This is a genomic window from Methanospirillum stamsii (assembly GCF_003173335.1).
Lineage (GTDB): Archaea > Halobacteriota > Methanomicrobia > Methanomicrobiales > Methanospirillaceae > Methanospirillum > Methanospirillum stamsii.
In genome coordinates this window covers 1-19,806 of the sequence record NZ_QGMZ01000037.1, presented here as the reverse complement: position 1 = coordinate 19,806, position 19,806 = coordinate 1, and the positions used below count along the sequence as shown (strand labels likewise).

Sequence of the window (19,806 nt, the reverse complement as noted above, 5' to 3'; positions counted from 1 at the left end):
GAGCTCCTATGTCACCAGTTGTAAGACGGCTGGTGTGATAAAGGCCTCGATAACTGCGGCAAGGGCAACAAACGGAATAATATACCTGACAAAGGTTTTTCCAAGATTCCATGCTTCTGCCGCAGCATCCGGTCCTCCGGTCCATTCATTTTTTACTGCTCTGCCAAGCATGAGTCCAAGGGCTCCTGATGCAACAACTGCAGGGAGTTCAAAAATTCCATGAGGAACTATTGCAGCAAGCAGGACGAGATCACTGGATTCTTTTCTCATGATTTCAAGAACGGCACCGATAATCACTCCGTTAAAACCGATGATCATAATGGAAAGAATTCCAAGGAATGCTCCGCCGATAAAAATGACAAGACATGCTTCCAGGTTATTCAGGAATAAAAGCAGTGCCAGAATTGGTGGATCATCATCCATTATCTGTCCTGCAATCATCTCTTCAAACATGGTTAGGAGACTCTCACCAAAGGCAGGATCTGCCGTAGATAATGCAAAACCTGCTCCAAAACCTGCAATGAGTATGAAACCTGAAATTATCAGGTAATGACTAATACGTAAATCAGACATAAAGCACCATCCTGACCATATCCCGAATTCCTGGGGCAAGGCCGACCATGATCATCGCAAGCAGTATCAGGTACCATATCCCTGATGCTCCCTCGCGTCTGTATAATTCAAGAATATATATCCCGGGTATCAAAACAATCAGTTTTAGTGGAAACATCACAAAAGCCGTTCCGGTCAGGTTAATCAGTGCCGAGCCAACGACATGCTGCTCACTGTATCGGATTGAATGCAGGTCAATACCGTAGGAAGTCGCACTGGCATCCAGCATGTGACCGAAAATTAGCATCTGATATAACCGATCCTGCACATATTTCCAGCCAAATCCGTATTTTATAACTGCATAGAGAATGGCTGTTGTTCCGAATGCTATTCCGAGGATCCTGCTGGCAACCAGAATGTCAAAATGAGCTTTTGTGATGCCAAACCAGACCAGAAAAGAAAGAGTAATTAACGTAAGGAATAGTCCGGTACCACCAAAAATCTTTTTCCATGATGGAATTGTTCCTCGCTTTTCCAGGATATTTGCAATATACAATGTTGGAAAGGCAATAGCAAATATCAGGAAAAAAATCAGTGGAGTGGTGAAAAATACATGTAAATCTGATGTGATAAGTCCGGTATCCTCAACCACACGCAGACATCCGCCCAGGACAACCCAGGGGATGAGGGCATAAACAAAATTCCTGTCAATAATTATTTTATTTTTCTCAAACCACCGGTATAACAACCAGATACATGCAAGCAGAATGAGTGCATACGTAAGTGTATCTACCAATGTGTATGGCTGACCATAACGAATGGGATCTATGTAATATTTGTAGATGAATTCCCTAATCATGAGTTGAGAACTCCATGAGCAAAGAGCAGGTACAGGTATTGCAGCCGGAAGGCTTCAACAAATCGAGATGGACCCAGCTTCCACGGGACGTTCTGATTGGCCATGAGGCAATTTTACAACTCCCTGAAATCATTGCAGATATTAAGCCGGGCAAGTCAGCACTCCTTATTACCGGGGGCACTACCCGCGAAGTTGCCGGAGAAGCGGTTGCAAATCTTCTTTCAGGTATGTATGATATTTCACGGTTTATCGCCGGAAAACTGGACTCTTCAACACTTGAGGAATGTGCAAAGGCTGCCAGCCCTGTGGATTTCCTTATTGGAATTGGCGGGGGGAGAGTTATTGATTGTGCCAAGATTGTGTCATATAAACAGGGAAAACCTTTCATCAGTGTTCCAACAGCAGCTTCACATGACGGGATTATCTCCGGAAGAGCGACTCTTCCAACCGAAAACGGGAGTGTTTCTGTCGAAGCTCATCCTCCTGTTGCGGTCGTTGCAGATACCGGTATCATCGCAAAGGCGCCCCACCGGCTCATGGCTTCAGGGTGTGCAGATGTCATCTCCAATTATACTGCAATTCTTGACTGGGAACTGGCCCACCGGATTCGGGGAGAACAGATAAGTGAATATGCCATCGCCCTTTCAAAGATGACTGCCGAGATCCTGGTAAAGGATGCGAATCTTATAAAGCCCGGACAGGAAGAAGCGGCATGGATTGTGGTAAAAGCACTGGTTTCATCCGGAGTGTCGATGGCAATTGCCGGTTCTTCACGACCTGCATCAGGTGGAGAGCATAAATTCGGACATGCCCTTGAACGTCTGATACCTGGAGCCGCCCTTCATGGGGAAGCATGTGGTATTGGTTCAATCATGACCATGTACTTACATGGCGGAGACTGGCGGGAGATTAGATCTTCTCTCCATCATATTGGCGCACCGACAACCCCGAAAGAACTTAATATCCCTGATGAAATTGTGGTAGAGGCATTGATGAAAGCCAGGGAGATTAGACCGGAACGATATACTATTCTTGATATGGGGCTTACACGTGAATCAGCAGAATATCTTGTTCAGTTATTGTATGAGGAGTAAGTGACATGGACCAGAAGAAAACACGGGTGACGATTGTTGGTTCAGTATACGCGAAACCCGGAACCCAGTTTGTCTACATGGGAAAAGCAGATGAGTGTGAATCATGTTCCATTGCCCGTGTATGTCATAACCTTGAACCGGGCAGACGGTATGAGGTAGTTGCGATTCGTGCTGCTGCTCATTCATGTCCGGTTCATCTGAATGGTGCGGTAACCGTCGATGTAGTCGAAGCACCTGTAAAGATCCGTCTCCCCCCGGAGTTAGCTAACAAAAATACGACCATTACTCTTCGTTTTCCAACTTGTGATGAGGCGTGTGAATCCTTTGCGGCATGTCATCCTTCTGGTGTTGTGGAAGGTCAGAAATACATAATCACCGAAGTTTTGGAAGAGGGTTCTGTAGCCTGCAGAACAGGCCCCTCCCCACTTTTGGTGAAGATTGTACCACTTCCGGAAGGTTTGCCACGATATTCTTCTTAAATTTACGCCGCCCTACTTTCCGGAAATGGTGCGCAGAAAAAAAAGAGCATGGTGGAGAGATCAGAGGCCCCGCGCCTTTTTTTGTCTTCCCTTTAATAAAAGATTTCCATAACCTATATGTCTCAAAGAGTGGAGATAGAACTTGTTTGTTCCAGGTGATAGAGTGCAGAAAGAAGAGCTGCTACATTTACATATGCTTTTTATACATGTCAGGAAGTACTACGAAACCATCACCAACGAGGAAATACCCACAGAGCGGTATAATATGATGCATATTTCCCCGGTCCATATCCATAAAAACAAAAAGTCTCATAAAGAGGCTATATTAGTTCTTGGACAGGAAATTGTTGATCATATTAACCAGAAACCTGCGGTGCTTAGTTTTTCCCATGAAATGTCCACATCTACTGAGATAGCTGTTGAGAACTAATTTCATGGATATAGCCCCCGCCTGCCGGGAGATGATCTCTCTCCTTCTATCAACTCCTCCGGGGGAGCGGGAATTGCGCAAAATAGTCAAGACTATTTGCAAAAAGCATCGCCTCAATGTGGTGCCACGTAATTCTGAAATACTGGCCTTTGCAACACCAGAGGAGAAAGAATTACTTCGTCCTGTTCTTTTAGTTAAACCCTCCAGAACCCTTTCCGGGGTAGCGCCGGTGGCTGTAATGACTTCGCCTGCTCCCTGTCCTCATGGTATCTGTCTTCCTTGTCCGGGAGGTCCTGATTCGCAATTTCAATCTCCACAGAGTTATACCGGGGGCGAACCCGCGGCCAGGAGAGCATTTGCCCATTCTTTTATCCCATATGATCAGGTTCATGCACGACTGAGTCAGTTTGAGGAACTGGGTCATCACGTTGATAAAGCGGAATTGATTGTGATGGGAGGCACGATGACGGCACGGGAACCTTCTTACCAGGAATGGTTTGTTTCCGAATGCATTCGTGCCATGAATGAATACCCCGATAATACACTTCCTGACAAATCTCTTGAGGAAATATTTGCAAGAAATGAGACTTCAACAGTCAGATGCGTTGCAAATACTTTTGAAACCCGTCCGGACTGGTGCAGAAAAGAACACATTGACCTGATGTTACAGCTCGGGGTGACCAAGGTCGAGGTCGGTGTTCAGCACCTTGATGATGAAATCCTGACCCGGAACATGCGGGGCTGCACTGTTGCTGATGCGGTTGAAGCAAATACTCTGCTTCGTGACGCAGGTCTCAAAGTAGGTTTTCACATGATGCCAAATCTGCCTGGAAGTACTCTTCATGCAGACCGGCAGATGTTTCATGATCTCTTTGCTGATCCAAGGTTCAGACCGGATTTTCTGAAAATATACCCCACACTCGTAACTCCAGGATCGAAGATAGAAGATCTGTATAATGCGGGGGAATATGCTCCCTATGATGAGGATATCCTCATAGACCTTGTAGCTGATGCAAAATTTGAAATTGCACCATATTGCAGGCTCCAGCGTGTACAGCGTGATATTCCTGCAGATAAAATTGTAGCCGGTTCACCACACTCAAATTTCCGGGAACTGGCAAAGACACGTCTGCATCAGAAAGGAAAACGGTGCTCTTGTATCCGGTGCAGGGAAATTGGCAGGAGACGATCAGATGCAACTCCTGAACTTCATGTTCTGCAATATGAATGTTGCAACGGGCAGGAATTTTTTATCTCATTTGATTGTGATGATTCGCTCGTCGGTTTTGCCCGGCTCCGGTTTCCCAAAGACCCTTGGAGACCGGAAACAGAGCATGCAGCGTTCATCCGTGAGCTTCATGTGTACGGGATGGTTGTTCCCATCGGCCAGGAAGGAAAAGGTGAAGAGTTGCAACACCGTCGGTATGGCACCAGGCTTCTTTCTAAAGCTGAAGAGATTGCACATGAAGCCGGTTATAGCCGGGTTGCAATAATGGCAGGTATTGGTGTCAGACCATATTACCGGAAACTTGGCTATTTACGAGAAGGCCCCTATATGGTTAAGGATTTGTGATGCATGAAACCTGCAACCCGGATGTTCATTAAACAGCGGTTTACAGATTATTATCAAAAAAAGCGGATCTCTCCTCCTGCGTCTGTGAAGGAGCGGGAATTCGGCTTTATATTTTTTGATGAGAATTATCCTGATGATATCCGGATGAGGCGGCATATCGGGTTTTCCAGTAATGATGACTTGCAGGAGTATGTAAAAAGTCTGGTCCCTGCTCATGCATATTATTCAACGGCTTATTACCGGACTCCCCAGGCTCCGACGATGGCTGATAAGGACTGGCTTGGGGCTGATCTTATCTTTGATCTTGATGCAGATCACATTGTTCGTGGTTCATTTGAAGAGATGCTAAAAAGAATAAAGGCTGAAACAGAAAAACTTCTTGAAGTTCTCGAAAATGAACTTGGAATTGATATGCGAACCGTAAAGCTGGTTTTTTCCGGTGGAAGAGGATATCATATTCACATACAGGAGCTCGGGTTTCGTGACTTTGGTTCTGCAGAGCGTCGGGAAATTGTTGATTACCTGTGTGGAAACGGAATCAGCCCATCTGTTCTTCTGGACGAATGGGGTGCTTCCCGGTCAGGCTGGCATGAGAGGTATAGGAATATTCTCACCGGATACCTTGAAGATCTGTCAAAAAAATCTGCAAAGGATATAAAATCAGAACTATCGTCCCTTCGTGGGGTTGGACAGGTAACCGCAGACAGGTTCTCCGGTATGATTCCAGACCTTCTCCCCTTGCTCAGGACAAGTCCCTCATCAATTCTGCTCCGCGACCAGACCGTAAAAACGATTTTAAATGCCCTGGTTACCGAAAAGGAGAGTCCGCTTCTCCCTCTGATAAAGGAGGCATCAATTCAGGTCGATGAACCGGTAACCACTGATACCCGAAGGCTTATCCGTCTGCCCGGTTCTCTCCATGCAAAGTCCGGATTTAAAGTAGTATCCCTTGATCTCAAAGAATTACCGGATTTTGACCCCCTTATAGATGCGGTGGCATTTGGTGAGCGGGAGGTGCCGGTGGAAGCACATAAAGAATACTCATTCAGCCTCCTCGGTTCCCAGTATGATATAACCAAAGGAAAGACCAAAGTTCCTGAAGCTGTTGCTGTATACCTTTGCGCCAGGGGGATGGCTGAAATCGGAGGTGAACCGGGTAGTGCTTCTTGATGAGATAAGAACAATTCTTCTTGAAGAGCGGGATAGTGGTGAATTGACAACCATATCTCCTGATCTTTTTTTAAAAACATCGACCGGTATCAAATCCCTTCAGCAGGAAGTATATGCATTTGAGGATCCGTTTTCTGACGAAGCAAGGTTGCTCATTGAAAAAGTCGCCAGTCTCCGGACCACTATTGAAGAATTATTTAAAATAAGAACCGATAAGATCGTCGGACTTGCTACCAGCCAGGCAGAAGGTTCATACATTGAACGGGAAGAACTGCGGGCACTTATCCCGGCTGAACTGGAGATGTTTAATCAGATAGTCGGTGCTATCAGGCAATGCAGGAGTCAGCTTATTGAATGGAAGGCCTGGGGAGGTTTCAATGTCAGGGGAGCTACAGCAGGTGGGGTTCAAATTCATGATGCCTGTGCGCCTGAAGATGAATTGGGGGATATCCGCGCAGATGGCGATATTGTTTCAGACCCTGATATAAAATCGCAATCTGACGCTCCTTTTGTCTATGATATTGTACAGGCGCTTTCCAGTATGGAACCTTTTATGGGTATTGACGGACGGACATATGAGTTGATGGTGGGAGATATTCTTACTCTCCCCTCACGAAATGCGCAAGTTCTGGTTGAACGCGACATAGTCTTAAATATCCATCCGGGCTAATGATGTAGGTATTCTATAGACGAGGAGTGACCATATTATGAAGATGCCAACAAAATTCCGCACATATTGTCCCTTTTGCCACAGTCATCAGGTGCACGAAGTAGAGAAGGTAAAAAAAGGAAAAACCACCGGTCTTCACTGGATTGATCGCCAGAAAGCAAGAAGAGGACAGGTCGGTAACATGGGTAAATTCTCGAAAGTCCCTGGTGGCGACAAGCCGACCAAGAAAGTAAATATCCGGTACCGGTGTACTGCCTGTAAAAAAGCACACTTGAGACCCGGTTTCAGAGTAGGAAAATTCGAACTTACGGAGTAATTATTATGGTACAATTAAAACGCGAAAACCGAAGCAAATTTGTCAAGGTAAAATGCCCTGACTGTGAAAATGAACAGATAATCTTTGATCGGGCATGCACCCAGGTCAACTGTATTGTGTGTGGTTCAAACCTTGCCACTCCGACCGGTGGAAAAGCACAAATCAAAGCAGAGATTATAACTGCATTTGAGTGAGTGCCGGATGCAGGAGAGAGAGTGGCCTGAACAGGGTGAACTTGTCGTCTGTTCAGTTCAGAATGTAAAAGATTTCGTAGCGTTTGTCACGCTTGACGAATACAACAACCGGGAGGGACTGATCCCTATCGCTGAGGTGGCTCGTGGATGGATTAAGTACATCAGGGACCATATCAGGGAAGGTCAGAAGGTTGTATGCAAAGTACTGAACGTAGATCCACAAAAGGGTCACATTGATCTCTCTCTGAAGGATGTTAATGAGCATCAACGCCGGGATAAGATCCGAGTCTGGAAGAATGAGTCCAAGGCGAAAAAGTGGATTGGTTTTGCTGCCGAGGCTGCAGGACAGGCAGATGCAGCACATGATATTGCCAGTTCATTATATCGTGAATATGGTGACCTCTATTCTGCATTCGAAGACTTTGTTACTGAAGGCAGAGATGCACTCAATAAATTGAAGATTGATTCAAAACTGGCTGATAGTCTCTATACCATCGCCACAGAGAATGTCAAACTTCCCTCGGTTACTATTGCAGGAGACCTTTTCCTCCGGTCAACCAAGTCTGACGGAGTTAATATTATCAGACGTGCTCTTCGTAGTGCTGAACCTAAGGTTGACGGAGCTGAGATTGAGATTACCTATCTTGGTGCTCCGAATTACCGTATCAAGGTTATCGCATCAAATTACAAAGATGCTGAAAAAGCCTTGGAAAAGGCTTCAAGTGCAGCGACAGGCGTTCTGAAACGTGCCGGCGGCGAAGGAAAATTCAGCCGGAAAGCCAAATCCGGGAAGCATGCATGAAAGGGCGAATCAGGTACTGCCCAACTGACAAAACCTATACTCTTTCTGAAATATGTTCCCATTGTGGAAACCCCACAATAACTCCTCATCCTGCCCGTTATTCTCCTGAAGACAAGTATGGATTATACCGGAGACAGGTTAGTTGAGATTTTCATTTTTATTTATCATAATATAATAACCAAATCAGAGTTTTGGTATAATTTAGGGATTACTCCGATGATGGAAGATATAACCATACGATTTGACGATACAATTGCTCCTGAAGACCGGACGGCGCCAATATTTATTGAAGGACTGCCTGGAATAGGACATGTGGGAAAACTTGTTGCAGAACACATGATTCATGAACTTGGGGCGGTCCGGATTGCTGAAATTACCTCAATTTATTTCCCGCCCCAGGTAATTATCAACGAAGATGGTTCTGTCAGGGTCTGTAATAACGAAATATTTCGGTATTCTGGAGAGAAAGGGACATTTCTCTTTCTGGTTGGAGATTTCCAGAGTACTTCAGGAGAAGGTCATTATCTTCTCTCCCAGGTCTACGTGGATATTGCCCATGAGCTTGGTGTAAAACGAATATTTACCATCGGCGGATATGGTGTCGGACACTTCAACGAGGTGAGCCGGGTTATTGCTGCAGTAAACCGCCCGGACCTCCGTAAGGAAGTTGAAGATGCCGGAGGCATTTTTAGTGAGGGTGAACCGGGAGGTGGCATCATTGGTGCAGCAGGTCTTATGCTTGGTCTTTCGATTCCCCTCGGCATAGAAGGGATCTGCCTTATGGGAGAGACATCCGGATATCTCGTTGATCCAAAAAGTGCAACCAATGTTCTTTCAGTCCTCACCAAACTTCTATCAATAGAGATTGATGATGCGAAGCTTACTGAACGGGCAGGTGAGATGGAAGTAGTACTCCAACGACTTCTGGAACAGGAAAAAAAGTCTGAGGAAGAACTTTCATACATTGGCTGACCATGCAGCGTGCAGCAGACCTCCATATCCATTCATGTTTTTCGATGGCATCGTCTCCCCGGATGGTGCCGGAAGAGATCATCAAAGGCTGCAGAGTAAAGGGAATTTCTGTTATCGGGACAGGAGATATTCTTCATCCGGAATGGAGGCGGATGTGGCAGGAGACCACAATATCCGATGACATCCTGGTCCTGCCAACGACTGAAGTTGAAGGGCTCGGAAGGGTTCATCACCTGATTTTTCTCCCTGATTATGATGCCGCATCAGATCTGGCATCAAGATTTTCACCCTTTTGTAAAGATATTGAATCAAATGGACGTCCACGGGTAAAACTCACCGGAGAAGAGATACTCTCACATGTCCATGCGGTAGGGGGAATAGGGGGCCCGGCTCATGCGTTTACTCCTTACACATCCGTGTATGCGGGACATGACTCTCTTTCATCATGTTATGGTGATGAACGGGTCGATCTCCTGGAACTTGGTCTTTCTGCTGAAAGCAGCTATGGAGCTGGAATTTCAGAACTCGCTACCATTCCTTTTCTTACCAATTCTGATGCACACAGCCCTGAACCTTCCAAACTTGGACGGGAATTTACCATCCTTGATATTGCAAACGATGATGAACAGGGTGTCCTCGATGCCGTGCAGAAGGGAAATATCTCTATGAATGTCGGGTTTTTTCCTGAAGAAGGAAAGTATAACCGGACTGCATGCAGCCGGTGTTATGTCCAGTATTCATACGAGGAAGCATCTGCTCTATCCTGGAAATGTCCAGAAGATGGCGGCAGAATAAAAAAGGGAGTATTTGATCGTGCAAAATCACTCTCATCCGAAGTTATCTCAACAAGACCTCCCTATCTACATCTCATCCCGCTTTCTGAAATTATTCAGCGTATCCTGAATACAAAAAGTCCGAACACCCGGCGCTGTCAGGATCTATACCGCCAGTGTATCGAACAACTCGGGGATGAAATCAGCATTCTTACCCGGATTACACCGGATGAAATCAGTAAAATCAATCCTCTTCTTGGCAGAGCAGTTACTTCTTTTCGTGAAGGCCGGATTGTGCTCCATCCTGGGGGCGGAGGCCAATATGGGTCATTTGTTATTGAAGGGATCTAAAAGTTCAGACCCGAATCATTAAAGGATTTCGCGCTAACCATATACGGAATGATCGAGGTTCATCGGGAAATCTGTGCCTATTGCGGCTGTTGTGTTTCGGTTTGTCCGGAAGGGGCACTGGAACTTGTCGATGCCTATCTGGATATCGATACGAATACTTGTATAAACTGTGGATTATGTGTCCGTGTCTGTCCTCTTGGGGCTCTGGAGGCTAAAAAATGAAGCGCGAGTATGATGTCCTGGTAGTGGGTGGAGGTCCGGGCGGGGCATATGCCGCGAAGACCTTTGCTGAAAAGGGATATTCTGTCCTCCTTACAGAAAAAAGACCTGCTATTGGTGTTCCTGTTCGTTGTGCCGAGGGTGTTGGAAAAAAACTTCTCCATGAATTTTTTAAACCTGAAGACCGGTGGATTGCTGCCGAGATAGACAAAGCCGATATTATTGCCCCTGACGGGTTTAAGATGGAACTTGAACCGGAGAGAGCTGGTTCTGAAGTCGGTTATGTTCTTCACCGGAAGATCTTTGATAGGGATCTTATCTGGCAGGCTGCAGGAGCAGGAGCAGAAGTTCAGGTAAAGACCCGTGCTGTTTCTCCTCTGATGGAAAACGGTGCCATTAAGGGAGCAATACTGGAACAAAATGGAACCTCCCATGAAGTTCGTGCACGTCTTACCATTGCAGCAGATGGTGTTGAGTCGAAATTTTCAAGATGGTGTGGTATTGATACAACCGTTCCACTCCGCGAGATGGAGACCTGTGCCCAGTACCTGATGACCGGAATTGATATCGATCCCCATGCAACAGAATTTTTCGTTGGCAATGATGTTGCACCCGGTGGATATGTCTGGATTTTTCCAAAAGGAGAGAAGACGGCCAATGTGGGTATCGGGGTCGGTGGAGATCGGTGTAAACCCGGCAACAGACCGATAGATTATCTGAACCGGTTTGTTAAGAGTTATTTCCCGGACGGTAAAACCATAGAACTCATCGTCGGGGGAGTATCAATCTGTCAGCCGCTTCCCTGCACGGTAGCAGATAATCTGATGATTGTTGGTGATGCTGCCCGTGTCTCTGATCCACTCACTGGTGGAGGTATCTATGCTGCGCTTTACACCGGAAAACTTGCCGGAGAAGTCGGAGCAAAAGGTCTTGAGAAGGGAGATACATCTTCCCGGAATCTGATGCCGTATGACAAGACCTGGAGAGAATCATACCTCGGAAAAGCGCTTGAGAGAAATTATCAGATAAAAGAAGTCTTTGTTAAACTAAATGATGATGATCTGAATGCAATCATCCATTCGGTTGCAAAAATGAACATGTCCGACTTTAATACTCTCAATTTAATAAAAAATATTATTACTGCAAATCCGAAAGTAGCATTAAAATTGGGAAAAGCAGGTCTTAAAAACCTGATTGATTCATTTTAACTTTTTTCCTTTTCTTATGGTTATCCTGAATAATTTATATTGTCAGATATCATGAGTCTGGTATGGATCTTCTTACTCCTGCAGAAGGAGAATGTGCCCTAGAGCATGCACGTAATGTTCTCCTGGAACATGTAGTTAGGACACCATACAAAGAACCTGAGTTTCCTCTGGTTTTCAGCCGGAAAAGGGGTGTGTTTGTTACCCTTACCAAGAGGGGGGATCTTCGTGGATGTATTGGATTTCCCCATGCGGTTATGCCACTAAAAGATGCAATCCGTGAAGCTGCCTGTTCAGCAGCGACCGGAGATCCCAGGTTCCCTCCGGTAACCGCCAAAGAAATTCCTGATATCCTGGTTGAAGTGACAGTCCTTACTGAACCGGAAGTCCTGGATGTATCTCCGGCAGATCGTCCGGCCAGGATTGAGGTCGGAAAACACGGGCTTATTGTACAGGGATATGGCAGATCAGGCCTTCTCCTTCCGCAAGTTCCGGTTGAATGGGGATGGAATGTTACGGAATTTTTAGATCATACCTGTATAAAAGCAGGTCTTCCGAGAGATTGCTGGCGTGAACCATCTGTTCAGATATCCACCTTTGAAGGACAGATTTTTTCGGAAAAAAAAGTATCGCTTAAGTAAGAATAGTAATGGCATTATGGAAGGAAGAATTGTGAGGAGTACTTGTTGTCGTCATCTGATAGTGAGAGGTGTCCTCATGGTATTCACTCCCCTGATGGGTCACATGATGCTGATTAGGATGATGAGGGCGGGAGGGCGGAAGAAAACCTGGAAAAGGCGGGAAGTCCCGCCCTGTCAAAGTCATCAGGGAGTGCTTAGAATCTAAAAATAATAGTAATAATAAAAATAATTTTTATATATATCTCTAAGGGCGGGATAATCTGGGTACGTATGGGGCGTAAAAATCGGTATATCTATACTTGTGTGCAGATTGATCTCCCGCCCTCAGTGATCCTGGCACCCCTTTTATGACCAATAATTCTTCTTTTTTCTAATCTGAAGGCATATATTCCGGCGGGAAGTCCCGCCCTTTGTAGAATTCTCCCGCCCTTTTGATTGTTTTGGATAAAAAATTCAGTAGTGTTCTATCTTATAACTGAAGTAAAAAATCCTTCGGATTTGCGTTTATTCCTGTTATGCTTATTCATTAGCGAATAAAATCACTCTAACTGTTGAATAGTTATCGTCAGTTATCAAGTTTTAGCTGAATTCTTTCGTGACAATTGGGTAATACCCAAAAAAACAATTTTTCTGTAAGGTAATCCTCTATTATTAATACTTGGAAGATTCAATATATTTTGAACCTTTGGTGATGTGACCATGTCCACTACTATCGCCTGTATCGGAGCCGGTCGGGTAACCCGGATTCTCCTTGAAGGCCTTGCCAGAAAGAACTGCCTTCCGGAACGAATCATCGTAACAGATACCAATCCCGATGTCCTGAAAAAACTTGCAGAAACATTCCCCACCATCGAACAAAAAAACCAGGTTGACGAATCAATTAGCAGCGTTGATTTTTTGTTTATCAGCCTTCATCCGCCGGTGGTTGGAGAAGTACTCCAAAAAATTGCTCCCTTCCTTGGTGAAAAGACTGCCATCGTATCTTTGGCACCGAAAATAAAAACTGCAATCATCAACCAGTTCACAGGAACATCGCGTCCTGTCATCCGTATGATCCCAAATGCTGCCTCTTATGTCAATGAAGGATATAATCCGGTAGCATTTGGACCAGCATGTCCGGAAACTATCCGGAAAAAATTCACCGTTCTCATGGCTCCGCTTGGGCAGATGCCTGAAGTTCCTGAAGACACTCTTGAGGCATATGCAGTCATCACTGCAATGGGCCCGACGTATCTCTGGTTCCAGCTGGCTGAACTTACCCGTCTTGCTCAGACATTTGGTCTTTCCCCGGCTGATGCCAGTCGTGCGGTTTATTCAATGACAGAAGGAGCAGTAAAAACCATGAAAGACTCGAACCTGACTCCGGAAGCAGTCATGGATCTTGTTCCGGTAAAACCCCTTGCCGGAGATGAAGAGACCATCAGGGGGATGTATAATCAAACCCTATCCGGGTTATATGAGAAACTTACATCCTAATTTTTCATTTTGTAGTTGAAAGAAGCAACTTCTTAAGGATGAGATGTTCAAAATAGTCTGAGGTACTTCAATCACTGGAAATGGAGTTCAATATATATGATTCCTTCATTTTATTACCGGATTATTGCAGTTTTTATTGTAATTCTTATCTGTAGTTCTTCTTCGGTTTTTGCGTTTGATGCAAAACAGTCAGAAGTCTTGATTATTGATGAGTTAAAACTTGACGATGGCATGATAATTGCACAGATCATTCTTCCGGACAGTGTTCAGTCAAGTATCAGACCAATAACCGCCGGACTGTTCGTAAAAGATGCATCATGTACGGATGCTCAGTTAATTGGTTATGGGCAGGTGAAACCTGCTTCTGACGGTCAGACAATAATTCCAATTTACGGACAAATCCCCCTTGGATCAGATCCTGAAACTATTACGGTGCAGGCTGGAACGAATATGAATGATAAGTTTCCTACATTGTGTGCTCCATATATTTCCTCTGCAAAAACCGTAGAATTACCAGGTTCTTCAAAATCAATTGCTGATTTAGATTCATGGTATGATTCCCACACAATGGACACAACAAACAAATCACGGTATGTTATTGAAGATATCATTGTTTCATCTGATTATATATGGTCGTCTCCTGGTTCATTGATAAAACCTGAAGTTATTGTCACAAATCAGGGAGAAGATGATACTTCTATTACACCGGTACAGGTGGATGCTTACCTGGGAGAAAGAATGCTTACCCCAGAGGAGGCACAGATTTCACCAATGATGAGCGGTGAAAAGAAAACTTTCATTTTGTCATATAACATTCCTTCAGATCTGGATTATGGCGCCTATGACCTCACCATGGTAATTGATCCAAATCTTCTCACCGGAAAGGGAGATGTATATTCTGGTGGTGGAAAAATATCTCTAGCAACTCCCGATGATGATTCTTTTATCGGGTGTGCAGAATGCTGGGCTGCAGTGCATAAAAATTAAAAAAAATTTATTTCCTAGTTCAATTACAAGGTATTCGGATAAGAATGAGAGCAAAATTTTAGTTTCCAAAAGGTGATTCGGATTATTGTATTGTTAATAAAAACAAGCCAGATATTAAGCATTTCAAATCGTTATATCTATAACAATAGTTCTATTCAGGTAGGGTAAGGCCTATTATAAGACCATAAAAGAGATTTTAGTAAAGATAGATGGTACATGCATGATTATATCAGACCGATTTTCTCACCGGAAGATATCTTATTCCGCAATACTTTTTTTTGCTTTCCTCCTTCTTGTCACCGGAGTAACTGCAGTTGATCCTGTAAATTCATCTGCCAACACTCCTGATCCAACAGCAATACATTTCTTTTACACTCCGCTTTGCAGTTCATGCCATAAAGTAATGCCTTATATTGAGGAATATGGTACTGCCCACCCTGATATTCTGATTCAATATCACAATATCGGCGATAACCAGGATGACATTCTCCTTTTTGAGTCATTCAGAAAGATGCATCCAAAAGAAAAGTTATTCGTACCAGTGGTTTTCATCGGAGATGAGGTGCTTATTGGCGAGGACGTTATTTTTTCAGATTTTGAACAGAAGGTACAGGAATTTCAGGTTCAGGGAAATGATGCGTTGATCCCGGATATAACTGCCTCAACAGAGACCATTACTGTAAATCCTATGATCCTGCTTCTGGCGGCTCTGGGAGAAGGGTTCAACCCATGTGGCCTGTTAGTCCTTGCCCTTCTGCTCGTATCACTTATGGCGGTAGACTCCAGAAAAACTATTCTTCTGGTAGGATCTGCATACATCATTGCATTTTTCCTGATCAGGGTTTTATCCGGATTTGCTATCTTCTCAGTCATCCAGATTCCGGGGGTTGCACAGATATTCCTGATAGCAGCAGGTATTATTGCAATAATTGCCGGACTGTTCCAGATAAAAGACGGTTTTGTAAAAAATCCAAAAGCACTCTTCTCCATTCCCCAGTCAAAGAAGAGTTCCATATCGAAGTACCTGAAGATTGCAAGTGTTCCGGCAGGATTTATTGTCGGAGCCCTTACCGGCCTTTATGGTATGGCCTGCACGGTCGGGATATATATCTCAATTCTCGGGATGATATACCAGGATTTCTCGTCCGGAATAATCTATCTTCTTGCGTATAATGTCGTAGTTGTGCTTCCGCTGTTAGCAATTCTTCTTCTAGTGCTCTTTGGACTTTCACCTGAAAAACTGAATTCATGGAGAGATGAGAGAAAGGGCCTCTTGAGGATTGCCATCGGGGTTATTATGCTCGTTATGGGAATAATCATCCTGGTTCAGGTTTTCCTGTAATCTTTATCCTTTTTCAGTAATTCCTCAAGAATTTCTGCTGCTCCTTTCACAAGCCCCGGACAGATATGTTTTATGACTCCTTTCTTTCCTGCTTCTTCTCGTTCGGCCGGGATTCCAAGATTATATCCAAGCAGTTTTGTGCACTCAATTGATCCAAATTTTGCGGTGAATTTCTGTATAAATTCCTGATCAAGAGCATAACACTGTTCCTTTTTTCCGGACTCCTGAAGTGAATCCATCCCATGAATGAGTCCAATGGCTAGAATAGCGCCTGAAACTGCTCCACAGACATTTCCTGTCCGACCGATTCCTCCTCCAAAACTGGTTGCAATTTTTAATGCTATGGCCGGATCCAATCCATTTTCTTCAGCGAAAGCTGTAAAAACTGACTGTGAACAGTTATATCCCTGAGCAAAAAGATCTGCTGCTGAAGTTACGGGATCTGATTTCATACAAAAGATATCTTTCAGGGATTTGATAAGTTTTTCATTATGTCTGAAAATTTGAGAATTATCATGATATTCATGAATTTATTGGCACTGATAACAAATCAGGGCCAGTGATACTGCCTGGGTTAGCCTGAAATCTCTCCCCTCATTCCGCAAGAAGGTTCATCGTATATATGAAAGACTGAAGTTAAACAATCCTTCAATGTAACTAAGGGATACCTGACTGCTTACCGTGTACTCTGTTCAAATCCCTCATTTCTGCTTTTTGGTGTTATAAACAAAAAGAGAACTCATCACAAGTAATCTGGTATCACCGGAGTTTTTCCCTGACAACTGAGGTCAGGAGTTCAATCTCATCAAATCGTGGATCTTCCATACCGTTCTTTACAATGCCGCATTCGGTGGCGATAATATGAATATCCGGATCATATCCATGTTCCTTAAGTTTTTTCCTCCCGCAACAGTCAGAACATCCATTAATGATGACTTTTCTCTTGGTATGGGTGAGAACATCATGTAATTTTTCTGGATCACTTCGTGCAGCAAGAGAGCATTCAATAAGGCCGGGACATCTCCGATGTAGCATTTCACTTACCTTTGTCGAAAGTTTCCCAGCATTGGATATGCCAGAACAGGTCACCATGGTAGTGTTAGAATCGGAGTGCATAAAAATGAGATCAAGAATAGTTTCCGCCGCAGTCACACCCACCGGAAGAGACTTTCTTTTCAGTTTCTGATTCCTGAATTTTTCCTTCTCCTTTCCAGGCTGCAGAGGCGATTGACTCAACTTCATCCGAAGAAAATGAACGATCTCCACTCTTCTTTTCAACACCAAGATCGGTCACTACCAGGTGCTGATGGACCGGAACTCCTTCCTGCTCCAGGATCTTACGTGCACAATCCATCCCACACCCGTCAATGGCGACGACTTCATTTACATTTCGTGCACGTTCTGCAAGAGATTCTGATCCGGATGCAAGAAGGGCAGTACAGACAAAACTTCCATATCCTTCGTCAGATAATTGAATCGCAGCCTGATTTGATATCTGTCCGGTATTTGCCTGTCCGGAGCAGGGGAATAGTAGTCGGTTCTTCTCATTACTTCCACAGGTACAAGGAGCCTGCTCTGCCATTATGCATTACTCTTGATTATTTCCATAATCTCATTAACGGTTGGAACCCGACCGGCAACAACCTCTTCACCGTCCAGGAACAGAGACGGGGTCATCATCACACCCCTGCTTACAATCTCCTCCAGTGCTTCAACTTTCACCACTTCTGCCTGAATACCTGATTTTTTTACTGCATCGGTCACATTATCATACAAACGTTTGCATTTTGTACAGCCGGTTCCTAATACTTCAAGTTTCATATTTCACCTTTATTTGAAATACTTTTGTCGTTTAAGAATATCATCTTTTGTTTAGAGCGAGACACATCCCGTTCCTGTAAGGGATTGAAGATCTGAGACTATTGCGGCAATCTCAAGATTTTATTATACTCCGCTACAATGGCTTTTGCGTACATCTCATCAGCCCCTTTGGAGATGTAATTGAATACTTTCACCTTCTTTAGAAGCATTTCCTTGATCTGCTATTCGGAGGAGAGATTCATCTCCTTCACCTCAGCGATAATCTCATCCAGCATAGTAATACCTGTTGGGATTCCGTTTACCGGGATCATTTTTACCCTCCGGAGTGCATCTGCCGGACAACAGGGTTTCTCAATGCTCATCTGACTATCCCCATATATTTCCAAAGATAAATCCGGCCATGGCAGAGAAGAGAACGACCAGGATAGCATATACTCCGGTCTTCTTAGGTCCCATGATCCGGGTGAGAACCATGAGGCTTGGCAGACTGATAGATGGTCCGGTCAGGAGAAGCGAAAGTGCAGGTCCTTTTGCCATGTTCCCGGAAAGGTAGCCAAGAGTTGTCCCGATCACCGGTACTTCAAGCAGGGTAGGCATGTAGAGTATTGCTCCGATAACTGCAGCCGTAAAGTTTGCCAGGAGAGAATTATCGCCGATATATGGCTTAAAGGTCTCCGGAGGGATAAAGTAGGAAAGTACCCCGAGAGCAAAAGTTCCGATAACGAGGATGGGGAAGATCTTCTTGGTCAGATCCCAAATCTCATAACCCCATTCGGTCACTTCATCCCTGCTGAAATAATAAATAAGCAGAAATGCAATCGCCATAGAGAGGAAGTAGACTATAAGGAGCCGGATAAAGATATCAAGTTGTGATGTTCCAACCAGTAGAATAGCAATCAGAAGGATAAAGAATGCCAACACAACCCATTTTGGTCGTTCTTCGCCTCCGGAAGAAAACCGAAGGTTCTTTTTGGCATTTGCACGGACTTCATTATCATGCTCTTTAAAGATTGCTGCCATGATAAGGCCGATGACTATTGACAGAAGAATGGCAGAGACAGCACGGGCAATCCCGATATCAAGGCCAAGGACTTTTGCAGAATACACAATAGCAAGGATATTAATCGCCGGACCAGCGTAGAGGAAGGTGATTGCCGGACCTATACCACTTCCTTTTTTCAGAATTCCAGCAAACATCGGGAGAATAGTACAGCTACAGACCGCCAGAACGGTTCCGGATACAGATGCGATACCAAAACTGACAGACTTCTTCGCATCAGGACTGAAATATTTTAAAATTGCATCTTTCTTTACAAAGGCAGCAATTCCTCCGGCGATAAAGAAAGCCGGGATAAGGCAGGTAATTACGTGTTCAGTAAGGTATGCAACAAGGGTTGTCCATCCCAGAAGCAATGCTCCGGTGATAATATCTATCATTTGTAACACTGATTTTCCATAATTTTTTGTTCTGATTGTTCGTTTTGAAGACAAGAGCAGCAGGGGCAGCATCCACCCCACATGATCATTCTTCGCATGATAAACATCATCAAAAGCATGATGACAGCACTGATAACAACTATCCCGATAATGAAATACAGGGGAAACCCAAGGAATGGCATCATAAAGGGCATGATTTATTCATCTCAAATGGTATCTGATGGTTCATCAGAACGTTTCAACATTTATTGAAATGGGTCGTTGAACTATTTAACAATAACTATCCATTAAAGTGATCTTTAGCCAATCCCATATTGATTGCAACATTGAGTGTGTTACTAAATATTGAAAAACATTTGAGGCAAAACAGAAACCTTTATATATTTTCGCGCGACCCTACGGTGAGCACCGTCGGGTCAATGAGAGGATATGGAGAATCCTCC

Annotated in this window: 26 protein-coding genes; 18 read left to right on the top strand and 8 right to left on the bottom strand. The window is 44.3% G+C overall.

Annotated elements, in window-relative coordinates:
* Positions 1-6: 6 nt before the first annotated feature.
* Positions 7-573 (bottom strand): stage II sporulation protein M, encoded by a 567-nt coding sequence (locus DLD82_RS14160; protein WP_109941779.1) that lies wholly within the window; start codon positions 571-573, stop codon positions 7-9.
* Positions 566-1,411 (bottom strand): DUF63 family protein, encoded by an 846-nt coding sequence (locus DLD82_RS14155; protein WP_109941778.1) that lies wholly within the window; start codon positions 1,409-1,411, stop codon positions 566-568. Before DLD82_RS14155 ends, DLD82_RS14160 begins: the two co-directional genes overlap by 8 nt.
* Positions 1,412-1,425: 14 nt before the next feature.
* On the opposite strand from DLD82_RS14155, the gene DLD82_RS14150 reads away from it, so the two are divergent.
* From DLD82_RS14150 to DLD82_RS14065, 18 genes are all read left to right on the top strand, one after another.
* Positions 1,426-2,505 carry an NAD(P)-dependent glycerol-1-phosphate dehydrogenase gene (locus DLD82_RS14150; protein ID WP_109941777.1) on the top strand — a complete coding sequence of 360 codons (1,080 nt, stop codon included), beginning with the start codon at positions 1,426-1,428 and terminating at the stop codon, positions 2,503-2,505.
* A 5-nt stretch (positions 2,506-2,510) separates the two neighbouring features.
* A complete protein-coding gene (locus tag DLD82_RS14145; RefSeq protein WP_109941776.1) occupies positions 2,511-2,984 on the top strand; it encodes a UPF0179 family protein in 474 nt (157 codons plus the stop codon).
* A gap of 163 nt (positions 2,985-3,147) precedes the next feature.
* A complete protein-coding gene (locus DLD82_RS14140) occupies positions 3,148-3,414 on the top strand; it encodes a UPF0058 family protein (protein ID WP_281268015.1) in 267 nt (88 codons plus the stop codon).
* Positions 3,415-3,418: 4 nt separating this feature from the next.
* Positions 3,419-4,987 (top strand): tRNA uridine(34) 5-carboxymethylaminomethyl modification radical SAM/GNAT enzyme Elp3, encoded by a 1,569-nt coding sequence (locus DLD82_RS14135; protein ID WP_109941774.1) that lies wholly within the window; start codon positions 3,419-3,421, stop codon positions 4,985-4,987.
* Positions 4,988-4,990: 3 nt separating this feature from the next.
* A complete protein-coding gene (locus DLD82_RS14130) occupies positions 4,991-6,157 on the top strand; it encodes a DNA primase small subunit domain-containing protein (protein ID WP_109941773.1) in 1,167 nt (388 codons plus the stop codon).
* Positions 6,147-6,827, top strand: coding sequence for a hypothetical protein (locus DLD82_RS14125; RefSeq protein WP_109941772.1), 681 nt, complete (start codon positions 6,147-6,149; stop codon positions 6,825-6,827). Before DLD82_RS14130 ends, DLD82_RS14125 begins: the two co-directional genes overlap by 11 nt.
* A gap of 37 nt (positions 6,828-6,864) precedes the next feature.
* The gene (locus DLD82_RS14120; protein ID WP_109941771.1) at positions 6,865-7,143 is read left to right on the top strand and encodes a 50S ribosomal protein L44e; all 279 of its coding nucleotides are present in this window, start codon (positions 6,865-6,867) and stop codon (positions 7,141-7,143) included.
* Positions 7,144-7,148: 5 nt separating this feature from the next.
* A complete protein-coding gene (locus DLD82_RS14115; protein ID WP_109941770.1) occupies positions 7,149-7,337 on the top strand; it encodes a 30S ribosomal protein S27e in 189 nt (62 codons plus the stop codon).
* Between the two features lie 7 nt (positions 7,338-7,344).
* The gene (locus tag DLD82_RS14110; RefSeq protein WP_109941769.1) at positions 7,345-8,139 is read left to right on the top strand and encodes a translation initiation factor IF-2 subunit alpha; all 795 of its coding nucleotides are present in this window, start codon (positions 7,345-7,347) and stop codon (positions 8,137-8,139) included.
* Complete coding sequence (locus DLD82_RS14105) at positions 8,136-8,285, top strand: RNA-protein complex protein Nop10 (protein WP_109941768.1); 150 nt, start codon at positions 8,136-8,138, stop codon at positions 8,283-8,285. The genes DLD82_RS14110 and DLD82_RS14105 overlap by 4 nt, the downstream gene beginning before the upstream one ends.
* Before the next feature lie 70 nt (positions 8,286-8,355).
* The gene (locus tag DLD82_RS14100) at positions 8,356-9,111 is read left to right on the top strand and encodes a proteasome assembly chaperone family protein (RefSeq protein WP_109941786.1); all 756 of its coding nucleotides are present in this window, start codon (positions 8,356-8,358) and stop codon (positions 9,109-9,111) included.
* Positions 9,112-9,113: 2 nt separating this feature from the next.
* Positions 9,114-10,235 carry an endonuclease Q family protein gene (locus DLD82_RS14095; RefSeq protein ID WP_109941767.1) on the top strand — a complete coding sequence of 374 codons (1,122 nt, stop codon included), beginning with the start codon at positions 9,114-9,116 and terminating at the stop codon, positions 10,233-10,235.
* A gap of 48 nt (positions 10,236-10,283) precedes the next feature.
* Positions 10,284-10,457, top strand: a complete 174-nt coding sequence (locus DLD82_RS14090; RefSeq protein ID WP_109941766.1) for a 4Fe-4S binding protein — start codon at positions 10,284-10,286, stop codon at positions 10,455-10,457.
* Positions 10,454-11,662: an NAD(P)/FAD-dependent oxidoreductase gene (locus tag DLD82_RS14085; protein ID WP_109941765.1), complete on the top strand. Its 1,209-nt coding sequence runs from the start codon at positions 10,454-10,456 to the stop codon at positions 11,660-11,662. The genes DLD82_RS14090 and DLD82_RS14085 overlap by 4 nt, the downstream gene beginning before the upstream one ends.
* A 62-nt stretch (positions 11,663-11,724) precedes the next feature.
* Positions 11,725-12,300: a TIGR00296 family protein gene (locus tag DLD82_RS14080; RefSeq protein WP_109941764.1), complete on the top strand. Its 576-nt coding sequence runs from the start codon at positions 11,725-11,727 to the stop codon at positions 12,298-12,300.
* 699 nt (positions 12,301-12,999) lie between these two features.
* On the top strand, positions 13,000-13,776 hold the full coding sequence (locus DLD82_RS14075; protein WP_109941763.1) for a pyrroline-5-carboxylate reductase family protein: 777 nt from the start codon (positions 13,000-13,002) through the stop codon (positions 13,774-13,776).
* Positions 13,777-13,872: 96 nt separating this feature from the next.
* Entirely contained in the window at positions 13,873-14,763 is an 891-nt protein-coding gene (locus DLD82_RS14070) for a hypothetical protein (RefSeq protein WP_109941762.1), read from the top strand.
* 220 nt (positions 14,764-14,983) lie between these two features.
* On the top strand, positions 14,984-16,105 hold the full coding sequence (locus tag DLD82_RS14065; protein ID WP_109941761.1) for a hypothetical protein: 1,122 nt from the start codon (positions 14,984-14,986) through the stop codon (positions 16,103-16,105).
* Here DLD82_RS14065 and DLD82_RS14060 read toward each other — a convergent pair.
* From DLD82_RS14060 to DLD82_RS14035, 6 genes are all read right to left on the bottom strand, one after another.
* Positions 16,090-16,557 carry a C-GCAxxG-C-C family protein gene (locus DLD82_RS14060; RefSeq protein WP_109941760.1) on the bottom strand — a complete coding sequence of 156 codons (468 nt, stop codon included), beginning with the start codon at positions 16,555-16,557 and terminating at the stop codon, positions 16,090-16,092. The genes DLD82_RS14065 and DLD82_RS14060 overlap by 16 nt on opposite strands.
* 307 nt (positions 16,558-16,864) lie before the next feature.
* Positions 16,865-17,257, bottom strand: a complete 393-nt coding sequence (locus DLD82_RS14055; protein ID WP_245920457.1) for a putative zinc-binding protein — start codon at positions 17,255-17,257, stop codon at positions 16,865-16,867.
* Positions 17,232-17,687, bottom strand: a complete 456-nt coding sequence (locus DLD82_RS14050; RefSeq protein ID WP_109941759.1) for a putative zinc-binding protein — start codon at positions 17,685-17,687, stop codon at positions 17,232-17,234. Before DLD82_RS14050 ends, DLD82_RS14055 begins: the two co-directional genes overlap by 26 nt.
* Positions 17,687-17,926, bottom strand: coding sequence for a thioredoxin family protein (locus tag DLD82_RS14045; RefSeq protein WP_109941758.1), 240 nt, complete (start codon positions 17,924-17,926; stop codon positions 17,687-17,689). Before DLD82_RS14045 ends, DLD82_RS14050 begins: the two co-directional genes overlap by 1 nt.
* Positions 17,927-18,147: 221 nt before the next feature.
* Complete coding sequence (locus tag DLD82_RS19215) at positions 18,148-18,288, bottom strand: hypothetical protein (RefSeq protein ID WP_245920456.1); 141 nt, start codon at positions 18,286-18,288, stop codon at positions 18,148-18,150.
* Between the two features lie 4 nt (positions 18,289-18,292).
* Positions 18,293-19,363, bottom strand: coding sequence for a permease (locus tag DLD82_RS14035; RefSeq protein WP_109941784.1), 1,071 nt, complete (start codon positions 19,361-19,363; stop codon positions 18,293-18,295).
* Positions 19,364-19,806: the final 443 nt, after the last annotated feature.

What these genes read in the sequence shown, in the direction of transcription:
- DLD82_RS14160 (WP_109941779.1), bottom strand. Translation starts at nt 573, where the DNA reads ATGTCTGATTTACGTATTAGTCATTACCTGATAATTTCAGGTTTCATA.
- DLD82_RS14155 (WP_109941778.1), bottom strand. Translation starts at nt 1,411, where the DNA reads ATGATTAGGGAATTCATCTACAAATATTACATAGATCCCATTCGTTAT.
- DLD82_RS14150 (WP_109941777.1), top strand. Translation starts at nt 1,426, where the DNA reads ATGAGCAAAGAGCAGGTACAGGTATTGCAGCCGGAAGGCTTCAACAAA.
- DLD82_RS14145 (WP_109941776.1), top strand. Translation starts at nt 2,511, where the DNA reads ATGGACCAGAAGAAAACACGGGTGACGATTGTTGGTTCAGTATACGCG.
- DLD82_RS14135 (WP_109941774.1), top strand. Translation starts at nt 3,419, where the DNA reads ATGGATATAGCCCCCGCCTGCCGGGAGATGATCTCTCTCCTTCTATCA.
- DLD82_RS14130 (WP_109941773.1), top strand. Translation starts at nt 4,991, where the DNA reads ATGAAACCTGCAACCCGGATGTTCATTAAACAGCGGTTTACAGATTAT.
- DLD82_RS14120 (WP_109941771.1), top strand. Translation starts at nt 6,865, where the DNA reads ATGAAGATGCCAACAAAATTCCGCACATATTGTCCCTTTTGCCACAGT.
- DLD82_RS14115 (WP_109941770.1), top strand. Translation starts at nt 7,149, where the DNA reads ATGGTACAATTAAAACGCGAAAACCGAAGCAAATTTGTCAAGGTAAAA.
- DLD82_RS14110 (WP_109941769.1), top strand. Translation starts at nt 7,345, where the DNA reads ATGCAGGAGAGAGAGTGGCCTGAACAGGGTGAACTTGTCGTCTGTTCA.
- DLD82_RS14105 (WP_109941768.1), top strand. Translation starts at nt 8,136, where the DNA reads ATGAAAGGGCGAATCAGGTACTGCCCAACTGACAAAACCTATACTCTT.
- DLD82_RS14100 (WP_109941786.1), top strand. Translation starts at nt 8,356, where the DNA reads ATGATGGAAGATATAACCATACGATTTGACGATACAATTGCTCCTGAA.
- DLD82_RS14095 (WP_109941767.1), top strand. Translation starts at nt 9,114, where the DNA reads ATGCAGCGTGCAGCAGACCTCCATATCCATTCATGTTTTTCGATGGCA.
- DLD82_RS14090 (WP_109941766.1), top strand. Translation starts at nt 10,284, where the DNA reads ATGATCGAGGTTCATCGGGAAATCTGTGCCTATTGCGGCTGTTGTGTT.
- DLD82_RS14085 (WP_109941765.1), top strand. Translation starts at nt 10,454, where the DNA reads ATGAAGCGCGAGTATGATGTCCTGGTAGTGGGTGGAGGTCCGGGCGGG.
- DLD82_RS14080 (WP_109941764.1), top strand. Translation starts at nt 11,725, where the DNA reads ATGGATCTTCTTACTCCTGCAGAAGGAGAATGTGCCCTAGAGCATGCA.
- DLD82_RS14075 (WP_109941763.1), top strand. Translation starts at nt 13,000, where the DNA reads ATGTCCACTACTATCGCCTGTATCGGAGCCGGTCGGGTAACCCGGATT.
- DLD82_RS14070 (WP_109941762.1), top strand. Translation starts at nt 13,873, where the DNA reads ATGATTCCTTCATTTTATTACCGGATTATTGCAGTTTTTATTGTAATT.
- DLD82_RS14065 (WP_109941761.1), top strand. Translation starts at nt 14,984, where the DNA reads ATGATTATATCAGACCGATTTTCTCACCGGAAGATATCTTATTCCGCA.
- DLD82_RS14060 (WP_109941760.1), bottom strand. Translation starts at nt 16,557, where the DNA reads ATGAAATCAGATCCCGTAACTTCAGCAGCAGATCTTTTTGCTCAGGGA.
- DLD82_RS14050 (WP_109941759.1), bottom strand. Translation starts at nt 17,687, where the DNA reads ATGGCAGAGCAGGCTCCTTGTACCTGTGGAAGTAATGAGAAGAACCGA.
- DLD82_RS14045 (WP_109941758.1), bottom strand. Translation starts at nt 17,926, where the DNA reads ATGAAACTTGAAGTATTAGGAACCGGCTGTACAAAATGCAAACGTTTG.
- DLD82_RS19215 (WP_245920456.1), bottom strand. Translation starts at nt 18,288, where the DNA reads ATGAGCATTGAGAAACCCTGTTGTCCGGCAGATGCACTCCGGAGGGTA.
- DLD82_RS14035 (WP_109941784.1), bottom strand. Translation starts at nt 19,363, where the DNA reads ATGATAGATATTATCACCGGAGCATTGCTTCTGGGATGGACAACCCTT.